Consider the following 17,234-nt stretch of genomic DNA (forward strand, 5'->3'; position numbering starts at 1 on the left):
CCTCATCAGGCTACGCCTGACTTCGCTCCCGGGCCAATAAGGTTCGCAACTAATAGCGCGGGGTGGAGCAGCCCGGTAGCTCGTCAGGCTCATAACCTGAAGGCCGCAGGTTCAAATCCTGCCCCCGCAACCAACGATCCAAAACCCCGTTGCCCACGCAGCGGGGTTTTGGCGTTTTGCCAATCTTTCCAATGGCTTGATGCTCAGTCCATTCGAGGATTGTTGCTAGTTCTCCGTGCAGTGTTGCGAAAACTTCGCCCCGTTCTGGCCCCGGCGTCAGCACGATCCTGTAGATTAGCAGTCGTAAAGCCTCCGCCGCTTCCTGCCGCTCTCCCTTGCGGTTGAGCGCCTTCGTCAGGGCCGAAACCTTCTTCGCATAGATCGCCGAGGCGCTCGGCAGAATGTCTGGTGTGTCCTCTGGCGCGTCGGCCAGCAGGCGGTTCAGTTCGGTCTTGCGTGCCTCAAGCGTGTTCATCTCTGCCTTCATGCTCTCATGGAACATGCCAGCCTTGATTGCCTCCATGATGCCGCGGATCTATTATCGATCTTTACCAGTTCCGCTTTCCAGGTATCACCGCTGGACCGGCGTTCCCGGTTCAGCCGGTTGGTCTCCTCCGCATAGGCACGCATCGCCTCCTCAACGATCTCCGGCGCCATCATCCGGTCCTTCAGGCCGGAGAGCACGCGGGCTTCCAGATCCTCGCGCGGGATCGTGCGGCTGTTTGAACAGGCGCCCTTGCTGATGTGGTTCGAGCAAGCGAACCGATCCGCGCCGCGAAGCGAGTAGGGCCTCCGCAGCAGCCGCAGAACACCAGGCCGGACAGAAGGGACTTCGGCCGACGTGTGCCGTTCAGGCGGTTCTTTTTGTGGTGCTTGCGCACGGCTTCGGTGACGTTGGCAAACTTCTCGGCGATCTCGTCCTGCCGGAGACGGACCGAATGCCAAAGTTCGTCATCGACAATACGCAGCTCCGGGACATCCTTGATGATCCATTCCGATTCCGGGTTCAGGCGTGAGACGCGCTTTCCGGTCGATGGATCTTTGATGTAGCGAAGCCGGTTCCAGATCAGACGACCGATATAGAGTTCATTGTTCACCAACCCCGTGCCGCGCTTCACATGGCCCCGGATGGTGGTGTCGCTCTAGAGCTTGCCAGCCGGACCGGGGATACCTTCCTCGTTCAAGGTGCGGGCGATTGTGCGTGGGCCGACGCCGGCGGCGAACTCGCGGAATATGCGCCGGACAACATTCGCCTCGGCTTCGTTGATCTCCCGGTCCCCGCGAATGGGATCGCCGCGCGCGTCGAGCTGCTTGATGACATTATAGCCAAAGCACAGGCCGCCGCCTGACTTGCCGTCCTCGACGCGGCCACGGATGCCGCGATGGGTTTTGGCGGCAAGGTCTTTTAGGAACAGCGCGTTCATCGTGCCCTTGAGGCCGACATGAAGCTGGCTGATCTCGCCCTCGGACAGCGTGACAATCGGAACGCCGGCGAATTTGAGGCGCTTATAGAAGGTAGCGACGTCAGCCTGGTCTCGACTGATGCGGTCGAGCGCTTCTGCCAGCACGATGTCGAACTGGCCTGCCTGCGCGTCCTGCAGGAGCGACTGAATGCCGGGGCGCAGGATCATACTCGCGCCGGAGATGCCCGCATCCTTGTAGGTTCCGACGATCTTCCACTGTTCGCGCTTCGCCTGCTCGCGGCAGATGCGCAACTGGTCCTCGATCGACGCCTCGCGCTGATTGTCGGAAGAATATCTGGCATAAAGCGCAACGCGGGTCATATCGCCAGTCCTTTCAAGCTCCGTGTCAAGGGGAGAGGTTAATTCGGTTCAGGGTCGGAGGCGGCTTCGACGGCTTTGCTGCTGCGCTGCGCCGCTGACAGTAGTTCGTCATATTGGGCGGCCGACATCAGCACAAACTCGCGACGGCCATGTCGCGTGATCTCTACCGGCTCACGGTGAGACTCGTTCAGATACTGTCCGAACTTGCGCTGAAATTCGAGGGAGGTTGTGGTTGGCATCGCAGACTCCAGGAGAATAGGCTGCTGATATAGTACGTATTACACGTATAAATGCAAAGGAATTTGCAAGTCAGCTACGCAGGTGGCGTTGTGCTTTGCGCTCCGCTGCCAGTTTACGATCGAACTGTTCGCGGGCAATCTGGCGACCGATCAGGCGAGCCAGCGACATCAAGGCCGCGTCTTTGCGCGCAGGATCATTCCGGTTCGTTTCCGGTCCGGTCGAGGCTGTAACCTCAATATTGATCCTGTTCCGTTTGACCGCCATTGTCTCCAATATCCCATGCCCGGAAAGGGGCTCGGAGGATGGAAGCGCGAAATGTCACGTCTGAAAAGGCTTCCGGCACCGCTGTGCGGTGAATAGGATACCGTAGCGTAGGAAAGGGAGGGGGCGTCGCGGGAGGGGCGTGGTCCTGTCGCCTTTCGAACTGCGACGGCGTGAAGCTTCCTATCGCCCAGTCCAAAGTTGCTCAGGTAAATATTCTTTGGCGGCGGCCCGAGCCGCAGTTAGGTAAACGCATACTTGCGGAATTCGATCAGAAATATTTATAAAGATTAGATAGTGCTATAAATTTCTATGGCGAAAATAAAAAACTAAGGAGCTGGCTTGATATGGCTGATGGTAACAATCTGCCGCGAATACTGTATAAATATCGCGGTTTCAGCTATCGCCTGCTGGATATGCTGGTCGCGGACGAGCTGTATTATTCAGACCCCGGTGACTTCAACGACCCCCTCGACTGCCGCCCAACTCTCGATGCTAACCTCCCCAACGATCAGCTTGAGCAGGTTCTAAGCCGTCTGCGCGAGCAGCGTATCCTCGCCGAGATGCAGGCTGCGGCGAAATCCCTCAAATATCGTGGCCCCAAAACCATCGATCATATCGCGCGGCATAGCCAGAAGGATGCCGCTCGGCTGCTTGACGAAATCCGCTATCACGCAACCGATCCCAGCTACGAGATCGCCGATCCCCTGAAATCGCTGCTGCGTCAGTATCTCGAAGAAGAACTGCTTCGCCGCTATGACCGTGGCATCGTTTCGTTCGGATCCCGGGCCACATGCCCGTTGATGTGGAGCCACTATGGCGATCAGCATAACGGGATTTGTGCTGGCTACTCCGTTCCGGCCGGAGCGGAAGCCGACCTCAACAAGATCCGCTATGGAGGCAGTCGCAAGGTGCTGGCCAGCGATGTGGCTATGATGGAGAACGACAGCGCCGCACGACAGCGCGTCGACGAAGCCGTCCTACTCCGCAAGGCTGCGAGTTGGCGTTATGAGCGGGAATGGCGTCTGATCGGTAAACGCGGAGCACAGGATTCACCGCTGGAACTCGAAGAAGTCGTCTTTGGCATTCGCTGCAAATCAAGCGTCAAATTTACAGTCGTTCAGGCTCTGGCAAACCGGGACCGCCCCGTGCGCTTTTTCGAGATGCGCGAAGTACCCGGCACGTTTCACCTCCGGAAATACACGCTCGACACAGACGAACTTGGTGCCTCGCTTCCCCGGCGATCGCTCGCAATTTTTGAGGCTTTTGAAAATCTCGATGAAGAATAACAACAAATCTGATGGGAAGATTTTTTACAAAACAACTTGCGGATGTTAAACATCTCTTGAATCACACGAATTCGGACAGAGCATAGACCATCTATTTCTGCCGACACACGCGGAGGGGCAATGATCGGCAGAGGTTCGCAGTGGCGGCGTTGGGAGCCACACATCCATGCACCGGGGACAATCCTGAACAATCAGTTCGGCGGTGGCGATCCCTGGGAGACCTATCTAACATCTCTGGAAAGCTGCACGCCCGCAATCGGTGCCATAGCTGTCACCGACTACTATGTTACTGACACGTATGAGGAGGTGTTGCGACGCAAGCAGGCGGGGCGCTTGCCCAACGTCCAGCTCATCTTTCCAAATGTCGAACTGCGGCTCGACATCGCCGCCAAGACCGGCTTCGTCAATGTGCACCTGCTAGTCAGTCCGGAAGATTCTGATCATTTGGCCGAACTGCATCGCATTCTCCAACGATTGCAGTTCCAGGCGCATGGCGACACCTATAACTGTACTCGCAACGACCTGATTGCGCTTGGCAAGCGCGCCGACACCACCATCATCGACGATGGTGCGGCTCTGCGCCACGGTGCCACGCAGTTCAAGGTCAACTTCGTTCAATTGCGCCAGGTGCTACGAGACAGCGACTGGGCGAAGGCCAACATTTTGGTCGCAGTGGCTGGCGCAGCGGGAGATGGAACGTCGGGGTTACGGCAGGCGGCCGATGCGACGATGCGCCAGGAGATCGAGCGGTTCGCTCACATCATCTTCTCAAGCAGCCCCGCACAGCGCGAATTCTGGTTCGGCAAGAGGGGCGTCAGTGTTGAGAAACTACGCGAGGACTATGACGGTTGTAAGCCAGTCTGCATGGCAGCGACGCACATGACCAAAAAACCGTCGGGCAGCCGGTGGAAGAGCGCTTCTCTTGGATCAAGGGCGGTCTCGAGTTCGATGCACTGCGTCAAGCCTGCATCGATCCCGAAGGTCGCGCTTACGTCGGAACGGAACCGCCGCGAACCGCTATGCCCTCGCAAGTCATTTCGCACATCTCCATCGCCGATGCAGATTGGGCTGCGACTCCCGAAATCCCTCTCAACCCCGGCCTGGTAGCGATCATCGGGGCTCGCGGTTCCGGAAAAACAGCCCTCGCTGATATGATTGCTGCTGGATGTGATGCCATCACGCCATCTGGATGGAGCGCCAGCGAGAATGCTAGTCCCTCCTTCCTTGTCCGCGCCCACAAGCTGGTCGGCGATGCGACGGCCACGTTGACCTGGGGTGGTGGCGCCGCCGTCACGCGCGCGCTCGATGGTCGGGACGCTAACAATCATCTATCCTTTCCGCGCGCCCGATATCTGTCGCAGCAATTCGTGGAAGAGCTCTGCTCTTCCGGCGGCTTCTCTGACGGTCTGATCGCCGAGATCGAACGAGTGATTTTCGAATCCCACTCCGACGATCAGCGGGACGGTGCGATCGACTTCGCCGAGTTGCGCAGCCATAGCACAAGTCGCTTCCAGCATGCCCGTGAGCGAGAAGCCGAAGCTATCGCCGACATTTCCGATCGCATCGCTACGGAACTGGAAAAGGAAAGTTCTGTCGCGACTCTGACTGCACAGGTGACCCAGAAAACCGGCTTGATTAAAAGCTACAATGAAGATCTCGCCAAACTCGTCGTCAAAGGCACAGAAGCTCAGGCACAACGGCACACGCAACTCAGTCAGGCGGTGCAGGCCGTACGCGGTAAGATCCAGGGATTCGGCAATCAGAGGCGGACCTTCCTCGCCCTACAAGATGAGGTGAAAAGTACCCGAGCTACCAAGGCGCCCGAATTGTTGCGGCAGGCCAGGGAACGCCATCAGCAGGGCCATATGAACGATCAACAGTGGGACGAATTCCTGCTGGTGTATCAAGGCGATGTCGACAAGAGTCTGGCGGGCTATATCACATGGGCCGATCAGCAGATTGCTGCTCTCAATGGTCCGCCCCTGCCACCGGGCATTCCCACGCCACCCATAGCCGACAGCGCCGATCTTGCCACGCTTACACTCAACGTCCTTCAAGCCGAGATGACGCGGCTCGAAGCCTTGGTCAGCGCAGACAAACTGGTGCGGGATCAATATTCTGCGCTTTCACTCCGCATTGGTCAGGAAAACACCGCTCTCCAGAACCTGCAAGCCCGTCTCACCGATGCGCAGGGTGCCGCGACCCGCAAGAAAGACCTGCAAACCGAACGTGATGCGGCTTATGGCCGTGTGTTCGAAGCCATCATCAATGAACAGACGGCGCTCGCCAGTCTCTACGCGCCGCTTATGAGCCGTCTGGCAGCCTCATCAGGAACCTTGCAAAAACTCGGCTTTTCCGTGCGCCGTATAGTTGATGTCGAAGCCTGGGGAACGACTGCGGAAGAGAAACTTCTCGACCGCAGAAAGGCCGGTCCCTTCAATGGCCGTGGATCGCTGATTCAGTTGGCCAATACTGCGCTCAAGCCGGCTTGGGAGCATGGGACGGCTGCGGACGTGCAAGCCGCGATGGCCGCGTTCATCTCAACGTACCTGCGAGACTTGATCGGACACGCGCCCATTGCTCAAACGCAGCAGGCTGAGTTTCGTGCCTGGCTCAAGGAGTTTGCCCACTGGCTGTTTGCGACTGACCATATCTCGGTACGCTATGAGATTGTCTATGACGGCATCGATATCCGTAAACTCTCGCCTGGGACGAGGGGGATTGTGCTTTTACTTCTGTACCTCGCTCTGGACGACGCAGACGACCGGCCACTTATCATCGACCAGCCAGAGGAAAACCTCGATCCTAAGTCTGTCTTCGATGAACTCGTCTCACTGTTCATTGCCGCCAAATCCAAACGGCAGGTCATCATGGTCACCCACAACGCGAACCTTGTTATCAACACCGACGCGGATCAGATCATTGTCGCAGAGGTTGGCCCGCATCAGATCGGCGGCTTGCCGCCCATCACTTACAAGGCAGGCGGCCTGGAAAACGCAGATATCCGCAAATCGGTGTGCGATATTCTTGAAGGCGGTGAAGAAGCATTTCGCGAGCGTGCGCGGCGTCTGCGCGTCAGACTGGAAAGATGAAATGCGTCGATCGATTTGACGGTTTTCAGGCACTACAGAAAAACGGCTTTGTGGAGGGAAAACCTTCCTCCCGGCTGGCGCCGAGGTCGCCGGCCATTCGCCGGAGCGCATCCTCTCAGCCTGGCCGAACCTCGATGCCGAAAAGGTCAGGCTCGCCACGATCTACGCAGAGGCCTGCCCGTTGCGCGGCCGTCCTCGCACATTTCCTGATCTTACAACGATGATGGCCCGCAATGGCGGTAACAATGAAGGATGGACATCCCATGACCAACGCGGTTCGACAGGATGAAATCGTACAGCAAGCAATCCGAAACCTATTCATCGGTTCCGTGCCGGAACGGGCGGACGAGCTTTCTTCAATCTGGGAAGACCTCGACCTAGTGTTTCGGCTCCTTCCTGATGACCACGAAGATGGTCGGCTTATCATGGACGCCGGTAGCTATCGCTACATCCGGTTCAATCACCGCGTCGTGCGGTCCTTCTGGATCGGCGCTTTCGCCGCCTGGGAGGGCCACAGGGCCGTTGCGGAGAGCGAGGACTTCCCTACGGTGGATCTGGCCCGGTTTCAGGAACTAATCGCGGCATTTGACGCTGCCCTTCAGAACGATCAGTCGGACGAAGCCCCTTTGCCGGATGGCGTTCCCGAACCCGGGACACTGCCGGACAAGAACGAAGATCCTCAAGGACGGGCAGCCTCAGAACTGTCTATCATTGCGGTGGCCTGGGCCTTGCTGCATGAGGTCCGGCACATCCGGCACCAGCGGGAAGGCACGAGTGCGAGTGTCCATGGCGACACACAGGAGGCGCGACATCGGGAGGAATTCTCCTGCGATGAATTTGCGACCCTGTTCATTCTGGAGCATGCACGGCGCTATTCCGATGAAAGCGGCGATGATCCTGTCCTTGTCCGCCGCAAGCGGGAGATGGCGATTTATTTCGCCCTGTTCTCGCTGACCCTTCTTGCGAAAGACAGTTGGGCAGCGTCCGACACGCACCCTTCGGTTCAGGATCGTATCAACGCGGTGTGCTGCCTGATGGGAAATGATCGTGACGAATTGGCCGAGGCTATTGCTCATACCGCCTTTGCGACGTTGCGGACATTGTGGCCGTCGGCGCCCATGATCGTGGTGGGTGAGCGTTCTGCTTAAATCGCTTTGTGCAGCAGGTTGCTGCACTCTGTCATGGCGGGGAAAGCCTTCCCCCCGGTCAGCACTGGCGTTGCCGACGCACCCCCTTCTGCGGGGAGACCCCGCAACGCCCCCTTCAGAGTGAGAGTGTGGACGGCATTTCCGTGACGGGTTGAGGGCTGGAAGAGAGGCTTCCGGCGCCCGTCGCGGAGATCATCCCGATGGCCAGACAGGATCGTAGCCCCGCTGACGGTGGCGCGCGCAGCAACCTTTACGACGACATCACCAACAAAATCATCGCCGAGCTGGAGCAAGGACGTCTGCCCTGGGTCCAGCCCTGGGGTGCGTCGCCGGATACCGCCCCGCTGGGCCTGCCGAGAAATGCTTCAACCGGGCGGACCTATTCCGGTATCAATATTCTCATCCTCTGGGGCGCTGTCATCCAGCACGGCTTCCCGGGTCAGGCGTGGCTGACTTTCCGCCAGGCGCTTTCGCTTGGCGGAAATGTCAGGAAGGGCGAACGCGGCAGCACCGTCGTTTATGCCGACCGTTTCACCCCTGAGGACGAAAAGCGCCGTGCCCGCGAGACGGGTGAGGATGCGCATGCCATTCCGTTCCTGAAGCGGTTCACGGTCTTTAACGCCGCGCAATGCGATGGCCTGCCCGATGAGATCACGGCAGTCGCGCCGCCACCGCCGCCGGGCCTAATCGAACCTCGGGTCGAGGCGCTGATCCGAGCCACCGGCATCGACTTCCGTATCGGTGGTAATCGCGCCTTCTATATGCCGTCGCTCGACTATGTGCAGGTGCCGCCTCCGCAAGCCTATTTCGAGCCGATCAACTGGCACCGGACGGCCCTGCACGAGCTGGGTCACGCCAGCGGCCATCACAGCCGTCTCGACCGCGATCTGACCGGCTCGTTCGGCTCGAAGAAATACGCCTTCGAGGAAATGATTGCCGAGCAGACCTCGGCCTTCAGCTGCGCCGCGCTCGGGATCGTGCCGACCGTTCGCCATGCCGATTACATCGGGTCGTGGCTGGAGGTCATGCGCGAGGATTCCCGCGCCATTGTCCGCGCAGCCTCGCAGGCCAGCAAGGCGGCGGACTGGCTGCTATCGCATCTGCCGGCCGAGGGCGCCCGGGAGCCGGATGCTGGCGTAACCGTCCGAAGGGCTGCGGCATGATCCTCCTGACCGGCACACAGCGCGACCGCCTGCTGGCCAATGGTCGTCAGCGCGATCAGGATCACATCCCGGTCGTGAAATTCTTCAACCCTCTCGGTGAAGGCGTTTGGCTCGCCACCGAACTGGATGAGGATGGCGACATCATGTTCGGTCTGGCCGATCTCGGTTATCCCGAACTGGGGTTGTGGAGCCTTGGCGAGATGCAGTCAGTCCGGCTGCCCTTCGGCATGGGCATCGAGTGCGATCTGCTGTTCAACGGGGATTTCCCGATCTCGGTCTGGGCCGAGGCCGCCCGTGAGACCGGCAGCATCCGCGCCGCCGAGCGTCTGCTCTACCGCGTCGGCGCGGGTTTTTCCTTTACATCCGCCGATACAGAAAACCGGAGTGCCTGATTTCCGGGTTTCAGGTCCTGCGGCTGGCGTCGCTCTCTTCAGAGGAAGAGGGCGGCGCTTCGCTTCGTGACGGGCTGATAGCCGGAGAGAGAGGCTCACCGGCGTCCGTCATGGAGTCACTAACATGGCCACTGCCGTTCAGAAGATCACCCTTTCGTCTTCGCGCGACATTCCCTTCAACAAGCTGGTTCTCAGCCAGTCCAACGTCCGGCGCGTCAAGGCCGGGATCTCGGTCGAGGAACTGGCCGAGTCTATCGCCCGTCGCGGCCTCATACAGTCCCTGCATGTCCGCCCGGTCGTGGATGCCGAGGGCAGGGAAACCGGCATGTTCGAGGTGCCCGCCGGCGGTCGCCGTTTCCGAGCGCTGGAGCTGCTGGTCAAGCAGAAGCGCCTCGCCAAGGTCGCGCCGGTCCCGTGCGTTGTGTCGGAGGCCAGCGCCGATGTGCTGATCGACGAGGTATCGCTCGCCGAGAATATCGAGCGCGCACCGTTGCATCCGCTCGACCAGTTCCGCGCCTTCCAGGCCATGCGCGAGAAGGGCATGACCGAGGAGGCCATCGCCGCCGCCTTCTTTGTGGATGCCAAGGTAGTGAAGCAGCGCTTGCGTCTGGTTTCCGTCTCACCGGCATTGCTTGACGTCTATGCCGAGGACGGCATGACGCTGGAACAGCTCATGGCCTTCAGCGTCAGTTCTGACCATGCCCGTCAGGAGCAGGTCTGGGAAGCGATCAAGGATGGCTGGCAGAAGGAACCCTACCACATCCGCCGCCTGCTGACCGAAACCACGGTCCGCGCCGCCGACAAGCGGGCAGTGTTTGTCGGCATTGCCGCCTATGAGGAGGCTGGGGGCTGCGTCTTGCGCGATCTCTTCCAGCAGGACGATGGCGGCTGGCTGCAAGATCCGGTGCTGCTCGACCGGCTGGTGGGCGAAAAGCTGAAGGCCGAGGCCGAAGCTATAGCCGCCGAGGGCTGGAAATGGGTCGAGGTCGCCATCACCTTTCCCTATGGTCACGATCATGGCCTTCGCCAGATTGTCGGCACCAAGGTCGATCTGAGCGACGAGGAACGCGCCACCCGCGAGGCTCTGCGCGACGAATATGATCGGCTTGAAGCCGAATATGGTGAGGCGGACGAACTGCCTGACGAGATCGACGCCCGCCTCGGGGAGATCGAACAGGCGCTGGAAACCTTCGAGCACCGTCCGATGACCTTCGACCCGGACCAGATCAGCATGGCAGGCGTCTTCGTCAGCATCGACGCCGATGGCGCATTGCTGGTCGAGCGCGGCTATGTTCGCGCCGAGGATGAAACGCCTGCGGAACCGGAAGCAGAGATCGTTGACCCGGAAACCGGCGAGGTGCTCCAGCCGGCGGAATCGGCGGTGAACAGCATGCGCGCGGTTATCACGCTTGGCGGCAAATCGACCGAACCGGAGGAAGAAGACGAGGCCGACACCATCAAGCCGCTGCCCGATCGCCTGGTCAGCGAGTTGACAGCGCATCGCACGCTGGCGCTGCGGGATGCGGTGGCGGTGAACCCGCATGTCGCCATGACGGCACTGCTCCACCGGCTGGTCATGGATTGCTTCATACCGCATTCCAGCAAGGGATGCCTCGAAGCACAGGTCCGGGAGGTCCATCTGCCCGCACAGGCCGAGGATCTGCGCGATAGCGCGTCGGCCAAGGCCATCGCAGACCGGCACGAGTGCTGGGGCGATCATGTCCCGGCAGACGATGCCGCCCTCTGGGATTGGCTGACCGATCTGGACGATGGGTCGCGCATGGATCTGCTCGCCCATTGCGTCAGCTTCGGTGTCAACGCGCTCTATGAAAAGCCCAACCCCTATAGCGGCACGGGCGTCAGTCAGCGCGGGCTGGACATCCGCCTGTCGCAGGCTGACCGGCTGGCCCGTTCAACTGGCCTCGACATGGTGGCCGTGGGCTGGCAGCCGACGGTTGGCAATTATCTCGGCCGCGTGACCAAGCCGCGTATCCTCGAAGCCGTGCGCGAAGGGGCCGGTGATCGGGCCGCCGAGCTGATCGGACACCTCAAGAAGGGCGACATGGCCAAGGAAGCCGAACGCCTGCTGACCGAGACCGGCTGGCTGCCTGAGCCGCTGCGCATGCTGGACGATGGTATCGAAGTCGATCCGACATCGGGCGCTGCGGCGGAAGTCGACGATCTGCCCGATTTCCTTTCCGGCGATGGTGAGGACGACCCGGCTGACGACGAGGAAGAACAGCATATGGTCGCTGCTGAATAGCACTCATTCCGGGCGGCTTCGGTCGCCCCGTCCTCTTTGCACTTCCACGGCAAGGCCCGGCACTCCGCCGGGCCATTTTTGTTTAAGGAGACAAAATCATGCAGCACAACGCCAAGGCTCCGAACCACCAGGGCAGCCGAAAGTCGGTTCATGTCGCCATCTATGATCATCCGCACGGTACGGATGTCCGTGTATTTCTCGCCAGAGATCGGGCTTTGAACTGGCGTACAGGCATTGCCAAGGAATGGTGGAGCAATGCCTATGACGACGATCCCCCGCCGGATGGGGAGATCGGAGAGAAGTATTTCGACCGAATGCTGGAGAGCGGAGAGGAATTTTTCTCGATACAGCTCTGTGACGTCGAAGTCGGCGACCACGCTCCCACCGATCCGAGCGTTCTCGCTCCGCGCAGTGCCAGCGGAGGTGCATCATGCTGACCACCAATGAGATATTTACCCAAGATCGGGAAAACCATCCAACGGCGCGGACACTGCCCTGGGAGGAAACCCGCGACGGCATCACCGTTGTCGTGGAACCTAAACCCCATTGGGCCGAAGACATGCGCGTTTTCCGCCTCGATGCACGCGAGCATTGCCGCTACGCCGAATGGACCGCCCATGGCGGCCGTGCGCGCTTCTATGGTCATATCGACACTTCGGGCGACGATCTGATGATGAAAGCGCGTGCGATGATTGCCCGCGAAATTGCCGATGGGCTTTGGAGTTGAAAACCCGACCGCAGGGTGTCGGGCCGTGAGGATGGGGGCTGCACCAGACGGGTCCAATCCGCCGTCCGCATCAGGACAAGCGGCGTGGGTGCCGTCTCCGGCCTGAAGGGAACACGATCCTGATGCCAACATGGTGGCAAGGCTGGCGCGGCAGAGCATCTGCGACAGGTATCCGGCATCCAGTCAGATGCGAAAAACCACCACCGCTTCCATTCGCAAACCTTGGTCCGATCCGTCTCTTTGACATTCAACCCCAAAGGGGTCGGCTTACGCGCGCGTGCCGCCCTCGGGGATTCGGAAAAAGTCCGAACGCCCTCGGGTGATTGCAGATCCGGTCAGACACTTCGGGCGCCTGTCGCGCGGGGGATGGTCCCCCGCCTCCAAAGACAGGAGCCGGAACCCATGTCCTATGCAGATGCCACCGCCTTCGCCGCCAGCCTCGCCACCACGCTGATGGTTTCGATCGTTGTGTTCCAGGCCGGAGACGGCACCCACGCCGCTTGCCCGGCCGCCGAGTTCGACGGCGACGACGACATGGTGAAGCTGGAGCTGGACCCGTGGGAGTAAGGCGCGAAAGCGCCTCATCCCCGATGGCCCGAGCGCGGAGACCCGCATTTCGGGCCTTCAGTGCCTCACGATGGTCCCCCATCGTCGGCAGCGGAACCGGGAACAAGCCCGGTCAGAGAGGAAGAGTGCGGGCCGTTCGGCTGTGACGGGTTGAGGGCTGGAGAGAGAGGCTCACCGGCGCCCGTCATGGAGTGCTTCCGATGACCTTTGCCCGTTCCGAAACCTTCCGTTCCATCGGTCAGATTTTGGCTGTCGATGTTCTGCCCGCGCTTTATCGGGCGCAAAAGCTGCCGCTGCGCATCTCATGCCTTGGCGTCGCCAGCTATGACGCCAGTGACGTGGCGAACAGCTTTGACCGCGTGATCCCGCTTGGCGAATGCCCGTCACCGGAAGAAGCCATACAGGCCGCGGCCTTGCGCCTGTCGCGCGGCGATATTTGCACGGGACCAGACAGCTTCCCGTCTTTTCAGCCGCGCATCATGCTCATTCAGGACCGTGATCAGCGCCTGGTCCTCGCCGGTGAAATCCGCGCCGGTATTATCCTCTGGCAGCAGCCGGTCGCCTCCGATGCCGAGGCACGCAGGGTCGTGACCGAGGCCAGCCGCCTGCGCGGTATGGCATTCTGCGCAGCGGCATCAACCGAGGCCCGCGCGCTGCGTTACCGTGCCGCTGCACTGGAAGCCCGGTTGGTCGATCCCTTCTGGCGCGATGCCGCGGCTGATCTGCTCCGCCTGCCACAGGCCGCGTGACCGTTGCCCATCCCCGTGATTCCGCCCGGTGCCATGCCGGGCTTTCTTGTTTCAGGAGGCTGATATGGCCGATTACCACACCCACTTTTCCTGCCTGCTCAATGTCGGGACGCATGAGAATGCCGTCCGTGCCGTCGATCTCCATAAAGCCTTGTCGGACGGAAGCAGTGCCGAACATGAACCCACAAACAGCTTCCTGCTCTCGATCCAACCTGAGCATGACGGTACGCAGCTCTAGATACGTGACGATGATACCGGCGACCCCGAGCATGTCATCCGGTTCGTCATACACTGCGCGGCGACCCTCGGCCTGACCGGATTATGGGGACTGCAATGGGCAAACAGTTGCTCTCGACCCCTCCTGGATGGCTTCGGCGGCGGCGCGCATGTCCTCGATCTCGCCACCGGCGAGACGGTGGACTGGATCGACACCGATGGCTGGCTTTCCTCGGTTCTCGAAGGGAGAGATCCCAATGCCTGAGATCATCGAAACCACCGTCTATCGCTTGGGCGAATTGTCCGATGCGGCGAAGGATAAGGCCCGCGCCTGGTATCGTGAGGGCGGCTTAGACTATGACTGGTACGATGCTGTCTATGAAGATTTCCAGCGCATTGCGGAAATCCTCGGGCTGAACCTCAAGACCCGCACCATCCGCTTGATGGGAGGCGGCACGCGGCAAGACCCCTGCTCTGGTTCCGGGGCTTCTGGTCACAAGGTGACGGTGCTTGCTTTGAATCCTGGTACTCCTACCACAAACATGCGCCGCGCCTGATCCGGGAATACGCCCCGCAGGACACCGAACTGCACCGCATCGCCGATGCCCTTCAGGCGATCCAGCGCCGTAACTTCCATCAGCTTCGCGCAGAGGCCAGCCATCGCGGCTATTATTATCACGAATACTGCATGGCGGTCTCGGTCGAGCGACACAGCCCCACCGGGCAGGACATGACCGAGGATGCCGAGGAGACGATCATCGAGGCGCTGCGCGATCTGGCCCGCTGGCTCTACCGCCAGCTTGAGCGCGAATATGATTATCTGTCCTCGGACCAAGCGGTCGATGAAACCATCGCCGCCAACGAATACACGTTCACCGAAGCCGGTCGCCGCTTCGGTTGATCCCGAGAAGACACTGCCAAGCGCCCCACCGTCCGGTCGGGGCGCTTTTTTCATGATGCGCTTCGAGAGTCAGAGATGGGCCGGAAGGGGTTAAGTCCGGGTGGTCGAGAGAGAGCGCTGTCCGGGCTTGTCCTTCCCGCTCTCCTGAGGTTTCCGACATGAACATGGTGTTTCCCGTGGCCGATCCGGTCACGCCGCTGGCAGCTGCGCCCGCCATCCTGGCTGCGGCCAATCATCTGCTCCCCCATCTCGAACGCGGCCAGCGCGTCGATGCTGCCACCTTGCGCGGTGCGATGGAAACGGCCTTCGGCGCATCCGACACCACCGGCGTCTGGGACTGGAAGCTGGCCTATGAGGCGTGCGAAGTCGCTACCGTCTTTTTCTTACGCAAATACGGAAAGGCGCTTTTCCGTAAAGCCGCGTCTCCGGCTGCACGGCTTTCCGTGCTGGCAAAGATCGCAGGACTGTTGCCCACGCAGACCCGGCGTTCCGAGGAAAGCCAGAACTTCCAGCAGTTTTCGACGCCGATTCCCCTCGGTCTTGCCGCTCTGACGGCTGCTGCGATCACACCTGATGACAGGGTTCTGGAACCATCGGCGGGCACCGGCCTTCTGGCGGTCCTCGCGTAGACCATCGGCGGTTCGCTGATCCTCAACGAACTGGCCGATACCCGCGCCTTACACCCCGGAGCGCCATGCCGCGTGGGTCAGCCGTCGGAGGATCGCACCATGAACCGCCGTCATAACCTCGCCGTGTCCATGCTGGCCGTCGGTACGCTGGTCGGCACGGCTGTTGCCGATCTGCCAACCCGGCTGATCTGGAATGCAACCGCCAGCGCGCCCATTGGCTTCTACACAGTTGCTCACGCCGATGCGCTCGAACTTACCGAACTGGTCGCCATTATGCCGTCTGAGCCGCTAGAGCGGTTCATGGTCGAGCGTGGCTATATCGGACGTGGCGTACCGCTGCTGAAGCGCGTCCTCGGCCTGCCAGGACAGCGCGTCTGCCGCAACGGTGCAACCATTACCGTCGATAATGTCGAGATCGGGGACGCACTGGAGCGCGACCGCATAGGTCGCGATCTGCCGGTCTGGCAGGGCTGCCGCATCATTGGCGACGGTGAACTCTTCCTCATGAATTGGGACATCCGGGACAGCCTCGACGGCCGTTACTTCGGACCTGTTCCCGCCAATTCGGTCATCGGCCGGGCGCTCCCGCTCTGGACCGATGAGGAAGGTGATGGCCGCTACGAGTGGCGGGCGGCCACGCATTGATCTCACGCCCAACCCACAAACATAGGAGACATACCATGCCACAGATCGGATTGTTCACGCGGGATGAAAGTGGCTTTTCAGGGCGCGTTCACACGTTGACGCTTTACCGCGAACTAAGCATCCTGCCCGCGGAGCATTCAGACGCCGAAAATGCGCCGGACTACCGTGTCCATCACGGTGCTGATGACGGCCCCGAGGTCGGCGCTGCATGGAAACGCACCGGCGAAAAGGCTGGCGAATATCTCTCCGTGCTGCTCGACGATCCCGCCTTGCCGCAGCCGATTCGCGCCAATCTGTTCCGCGATGACGACACAGGCTCGTCATGGTCACTACACTGGAGCCGCCCGCGGCCCCTTGAAGATCGGGATTGAGATCATGCGATCCCGCGCCCTTCTTCACTTCACGGCCCTGCTGTCGCTCGGCTGTGCGACAGCACAGTCAGCGGCACAGTCGCCGCCGCCCACAACGCGCGCAGCAACTCATCCTTATGCGGCCTTCATTACGGAAGGAGCCCAACGCTTCGGTATTCCCGAGCATTGGATTGTTGCCGTGATGCGCGTCGAGAGCGCGGGCGATGTGCGCGCCCTCTCATCGGCGGGTGCAATGGGACTGATGCAGGTCATGCCCGATACCTGGGCGGGCCTGCGAAGCCGCCATGACCTCGGGCGCGATCCTTACGATCCGCGCGACAACATCCTCGCAGGTACAGCGTATCTGCGCGAGATGTGGGACCGCTATGGTGATGTCGCGGCCATGCTTGCCGCCTACAATGCCGGTCCCGGTCGCTATGACGAGCATCTGGCGACAGGCCGCACTTTGCCCGCAGAAACACGTGCCTATGTCGCCATGCTCGCACCTGTTTTCGGCAGTGCGACTGCGCCTGATGTGCCGACGATCGTGCCGCCTCCACCGCCGGATTGGCGCGAAGCTCCGCTCTTCGTTGCGCAATCCAGCGGCAATTCGGCGGCAGCCAATCAGTCTTCGAACGACGTCCGCGCAACCGTTTCTATGCGCGTTTCCGTCGATCAGGAGCCGCAGGACGGCGGCATATTCGTAGCCAGCGCGAGCAATGGAGATGCGCCATGAGCATGGCGTCTCGACATTGCTTCGGTCCGCTTCCGGTGTGCAGTCAGACAAGGGGTCGCCTGGCTGTATTCCCGGCAGGAAG

Annotated in this window: 14 protein-coding genes, 1 tRNA gene and 6 pseudogenes; 18 read left to right on the forward strand and 3 right to left on the reverse strand. The window is 60.7% G+C overall.

Annotated elements, in window-relative coordinates; all coding sequences use genetic code 11:
• Nucleotides 1-56 precede the first annotated feature (56 nt).
• Nucleotides 57-133 (forward strand) — tRNA-Met (locus tag AC0TNJ_RS04520).
• Between the two features lie 535 nt (nucleotides 134-668).
• Here AC0TNJ_RS04520 and AC0TNJ_RS04525 read toward each other — a convergent pair.
• The 3 genes and pseudogenes from AC0TNJ_RS04525 to AC0TNJ_RS04535 all read right to left on the reverse strand — a co-directional run bounded on the left by AC0TNJ_RS04525 (nucleotide 669) and on the right by AC0TNJ_RS04535 (nucleotide 2,288).
• Nucleotides 669-1,784: pseudogene (locus tag AC0TNJ_RS04525) on the reverse strand (recombinase family protein).
• A 38-nt stretch (nucleotides 1,785-1,822) separates the two neighbouring features.
• Nucleotides 1,823-2,023, reverse strand: a complete 201-nt coding sequence (locus tag AC0TNJ_RS04530; RefSeq protein ID WP_473770387.1) for a type II toxin-antitoxin system prevent-host-death family antitoxin — start codon at nucleotides 2,021-2,023, stop codon at nucleotides 1,823-1,825.
• A gap of 70 nt (nucleotides 2,024-2,093) precedes the next feature.
• Complete coding sequence (locus tag AC0TNJ_RS04535) at nucleotides 2,094-2,288, reverse strand: hypothetical protein (protein ID WP_473770388.1); 195 nt, start codon at nucleotides 2,286-2,288, stop codon at nucleotides 2,094-2,096.
• Nucleotides 2,289-2,632: 344 nt separating this feature from the next.
• Here AC0TNJ_RS04535 and AC0TNJ_RS04540 point away from each other — a divergent pair, with 344 nt between their 5' ends.
• The 17 genes and pseudogenes from AC0TNJ_RS04540 (at nucleotide 2,633) to AC0TNJ_RS04620 (ending at nucleotide 17,152) form a co-directional block, all read left to right on the forward strand.
• Complete coding sequence (locus AC0TNJ_RS04540; RefSeq protein ID WP_473770389.1) at nucleotides 2,633-3,574, forward strand: DUF2971 domain-containing protein; 942 nt, start codon at nucleotides 2,633-2,635, stop codon at nucleotides 3,572-3,574.
• Between the two features lie 120 nt (nucleotides 3,575-3,694).
• Nucleotides 3,695-6,666, forward strand: a pseudogene (locus AC0TNJ_RS04545) (TrlF family AAA-like ATPase).
• Between the two features lie 73 nt (nucleotides 6,667-6,739).
• Nucleotides 6,740-6,955 (forward strand): annotated as a pseudogene (locus tag AC0TNJ_RS04550) (DUF433 domain-containing protein); the annotation flags it as partial.
• The gene (locus AC0TNJ_RS04555; protein WP_473770390.1) at nucleotides 6,930-7,814 is read left to right on the forward strand and encodes a phage exclusion protein Lit family protein; all 885 of its coding nucleotides are present in this window, start codon (nucleotides 6,930-6,932) and stop codon (nucleotides 7,812-7,814) included. The pseudogene AC0TNJ_RS04550 and the gene AC0TNJ_RS04555, both read left to right, overlap by 26 nt.
• A gap of 200 nt (nucleotides 7,815-8,014) precedes the next feature.
• Entirely contained in the window at nucleotides 8,015-8,977 is a 963-nt protein-coding gene (locus AC0TNJ_RS04560; protein ID WP_473770391.1) for an ArdC family protein, read from the forward strand.
• A complete protein-coding gene (locus tag AC0TNJ_RS04565) occupies nucleotides 8,974-9,369 on the forward strand; it encodes a DUF2958 domain-containing protein (RefSeq protein WP_473770392.1) in 396 nt (131 codons plus the stop codon). The genes AC0TNJ_RS04560 and AC0TNJ_RS04565 overlap by 4 nt, the downstream gene beginning before the upstream one ends.
• 124 nt (nucleotides 9,370-9,493) lie before the next feature.
• On the forward strand, nucleotides 9,494-11,632 hold the full coding sequence (locus tag AC0TNJ_RS04570; protein WP_473770393.1) for a ParB/RepB/Spo0J family partition protein: 2,139 nt from the start codon (nucleotides 9,494-9,496) through the stop codon (nucleotides 11,630-11,632).
• 98 nt (nucleotides 11,633-11,730) lie between these two features.
• Nucleotides 11,731-12,069 carry a hypothetical protein gene (locus AC0TNJ_RS04575; RefSeq protein WP_473770394.1) on the forward strand — a complete coding sequence of 113 codons (339 nt, stop codon included), beginning with the start codon at nucleotides 11,731-11,733 and terminating at the stop codon, nucleotides 12,067-12,069.
• Nucleotides 12,063-12,359: a hypothetical protein gene (locus AC0TNJ_RS04580; protein ID WP_473770395.1), complete on the forward strand. Its 297-nt coding sequence runs from the start codon at nucleotides 12,063-12,065 to the stop codon at nucleotides 12,357-12,359. Before AC0TNJ_RS04575 ends, AC0TNJ_RS04580 begins: the two co-directional genes overlap by 7 nt.
• A gap of 402 nt (nucleotides 12,360-12,761) precedes the next feature.
• Nucleotides 12,762-12,926 (forward strand): hypothetical protein, encoded by a 165-nt coding sequence (locus AC0TNJ_RS04585; RefSeq protein WP_010335706.1) that lies wholly within the window; start codon nucleotides 12,762-12,764, stop codon nucleotides 12,924-12,926.
• A gap of 200 nt (nucleotides 12,927-13,126) precedes the next feature.
• Nucleotides 13,127-13,675, forward strand: a complete 549-nt coding sequence (locus AC0TNJ_RS04590; protein WP_473770396.1) for a hypothetical protein — start codon at nucleotides 13,127-13,129, stop codon at nucleotides 13,673-13,675.
• A 64-nt stretch (nucleotides 13,676-13,739) separates the two neighbouring features.
• Nucleotides 13,740-14,156, forward strand: a pseudogene (locus tag AC0TNJ_RS04595) (hypothetical protein).
• Nucleotides 14,149-14,792, forward strand: a pseudogene (locus AC0TNJ_RS04600) (antitoxin of toxin-antitoxin stability system). The pseudogenes AC0TNJ_RS04595 and AC0TNJ_RS04600 overlap by 8 nt, the downstream one beginning before the upstream one ends.
• A gap of 158 nt (nucleotides 14,793-14,950) precedes the next feature.
• A pseudogene (locus tag AC0TNJ_RS04605) lies at nucleotides 14,951-15,418 on the forward strand (methylase); the annotation flags it as partial.
• Nucleotides 15,419-15,520: 102 nt separating this feature from the next.
• Nucleotides 15,521-16,066: a S26 family signal peptidase gene (locus AC0TNJ_RS04610; RefSeq protein ID WP_473770397.1), complete on the forward strand. Its 546-nt coding sequence runs from the start codon at nucleotides 15,521-15,523 to the stop codon at nucleotides 16,064-16,066.
• Between the two features lie 35 nt (nucleotides 16,067-16,101).
• Nucleotides 16,102-16,437, forward strand: coding sequence for a DUF736 domain-containing protein (locus AC0TNJ_RS04615; protein WP_473770398.1), 336 nt, complete (start codon nucleotides 16,102-16,104; stop codon nucleotides 16,435-16,437).
• A 4-nt stretch (nucleotides 16,438-16,441) separates the two neighbouring features.
• Nucleotides 16,442-17,152: a lytic transglycosylase domain-containing protein gene (locus AC0TNJ_RS04620; RefSeq protein WP_473770399.1), complete on the forward strand. Its 711-nt coding sequence runs from the start codon at nucleotides 16,442-16,444 to the stop codon at nucleotides 17,150-17,152.
• Nucleotides 17,153-17,234 lie beyond the last annotated feature (82 nt).

This window comes from Ochrobactrum sp. PL_is483 (assembly GCF_055816855.1).

What these genes read in the sequence shown, in the direction of transcription:
- AC0TNJ_RS04530 (WP_473770387.1), bottom strand. Translation starts at nt 2,023, where the DNA reads ATGCCAACCACAACCTCCCTCGAATTTCAGCGCAAGTTCGGACAGTAT.
- AC0TNJ_RS04535 (WP_473770388.1), bottom strand. Translation starts at nt 2,288, where the DNA reads ATGGCGGTCAAACGGAACAGGATCAATATTGAGGTTACAGCCTCGACC.
- AC0TNJ_RS04540 (WP_473770389.1), top strand. Translation starts at nt 2,633, where the DNA reads ATGGCTGATGGTAACAATCTGCCGCGAATACTGTATAAATATCGCGGT.
- AC0TNJ_RS04555 (WP_473770390.1), top strand. Translation starts at nt 6,930, where the DNA reads ATGACCAACGCGGTTCGACAGGATGAAATCGTACAGCAAGCAATCCGA.
- AC0TNJ_RS04560 (WP_473770391.1), top strand. Translation starts at nt 8,015, where the DNA reads ATGGCCAGACAGGATCGTAGCCCCGCTGACGGTGGCGCGCGCAGCAAC.
- AC0TNJ_RS04565 (WP_473770392.1), top strand. Translation starts at nt 8,974, where the DNA reads ATGATCCTCCTGACCGGCACACAGCGCGACCGCCTGCTGGCCAATGGT.
- AC0TNJ_RS04570 (WP_473770393.1), top strand. Translation starts at nt 9,494, where the DNA reads ATGGCCACTGCCGTTCAGAAGATCACCCTTTCGTCTTCGCGCGACATT.
- AC0TNJ_RS04575 (WP_473770394.1), top strand. Translation starts at nt 11,731, where the DNA reads ATGCAGCACAACGCCAAGGCTCCGAACCACCAGGGCAGCCGAAAGTCG.
- AC0TNJ_RS04580 (WP_473770395.1), top strand. Translation starts at nt 12,063, where the DNA reads ATGCTGACCACCAATGAGATATTTACCCAAGATCGGGAAAACCATCCA.
- AC0TNJ_RS04585 (WP_010335706.1), top strand. Translation starts at nt 12,762, where the DNA reads ATGTCCTATGCAGATGCCACCGCCTTCGCCGCCAGCCTCGCCACCACG.
- AC0TNJ_RS04590 (WP_473770396.1), top strand. Translation starts at nt 13,127, where the DNA reads ATGACCTTTGCCCGTTCCGAAACCTTCCGTTCCATCGGTCAGATTTTG.
- AC0TNJ_RS04610 (WP_473770397.1), top strand. Translation starts at nt 15,521, where the DNA reads ATGAACCGCCGTCATAACCTCGCCGTGTCCATGCTGGCCGTCGGTACG.
- AC0TNJ_RS04615 (WP_473770398.1), top strand. Translation starts at nt 16,102, where the DNA reads ATGCCACAGATCGGATTGTTCACGCGGGATGAAAGTGGCTTTTCAGGG.
- AC0TNJ_RS04620 (WP_473770399.1), top strand. Translation starts at nt 16,442, where the DNA reads ATGCGATCCCGCGCCCTTCTTCACTTCACGGCCCTGCTGTCGCTCGGC.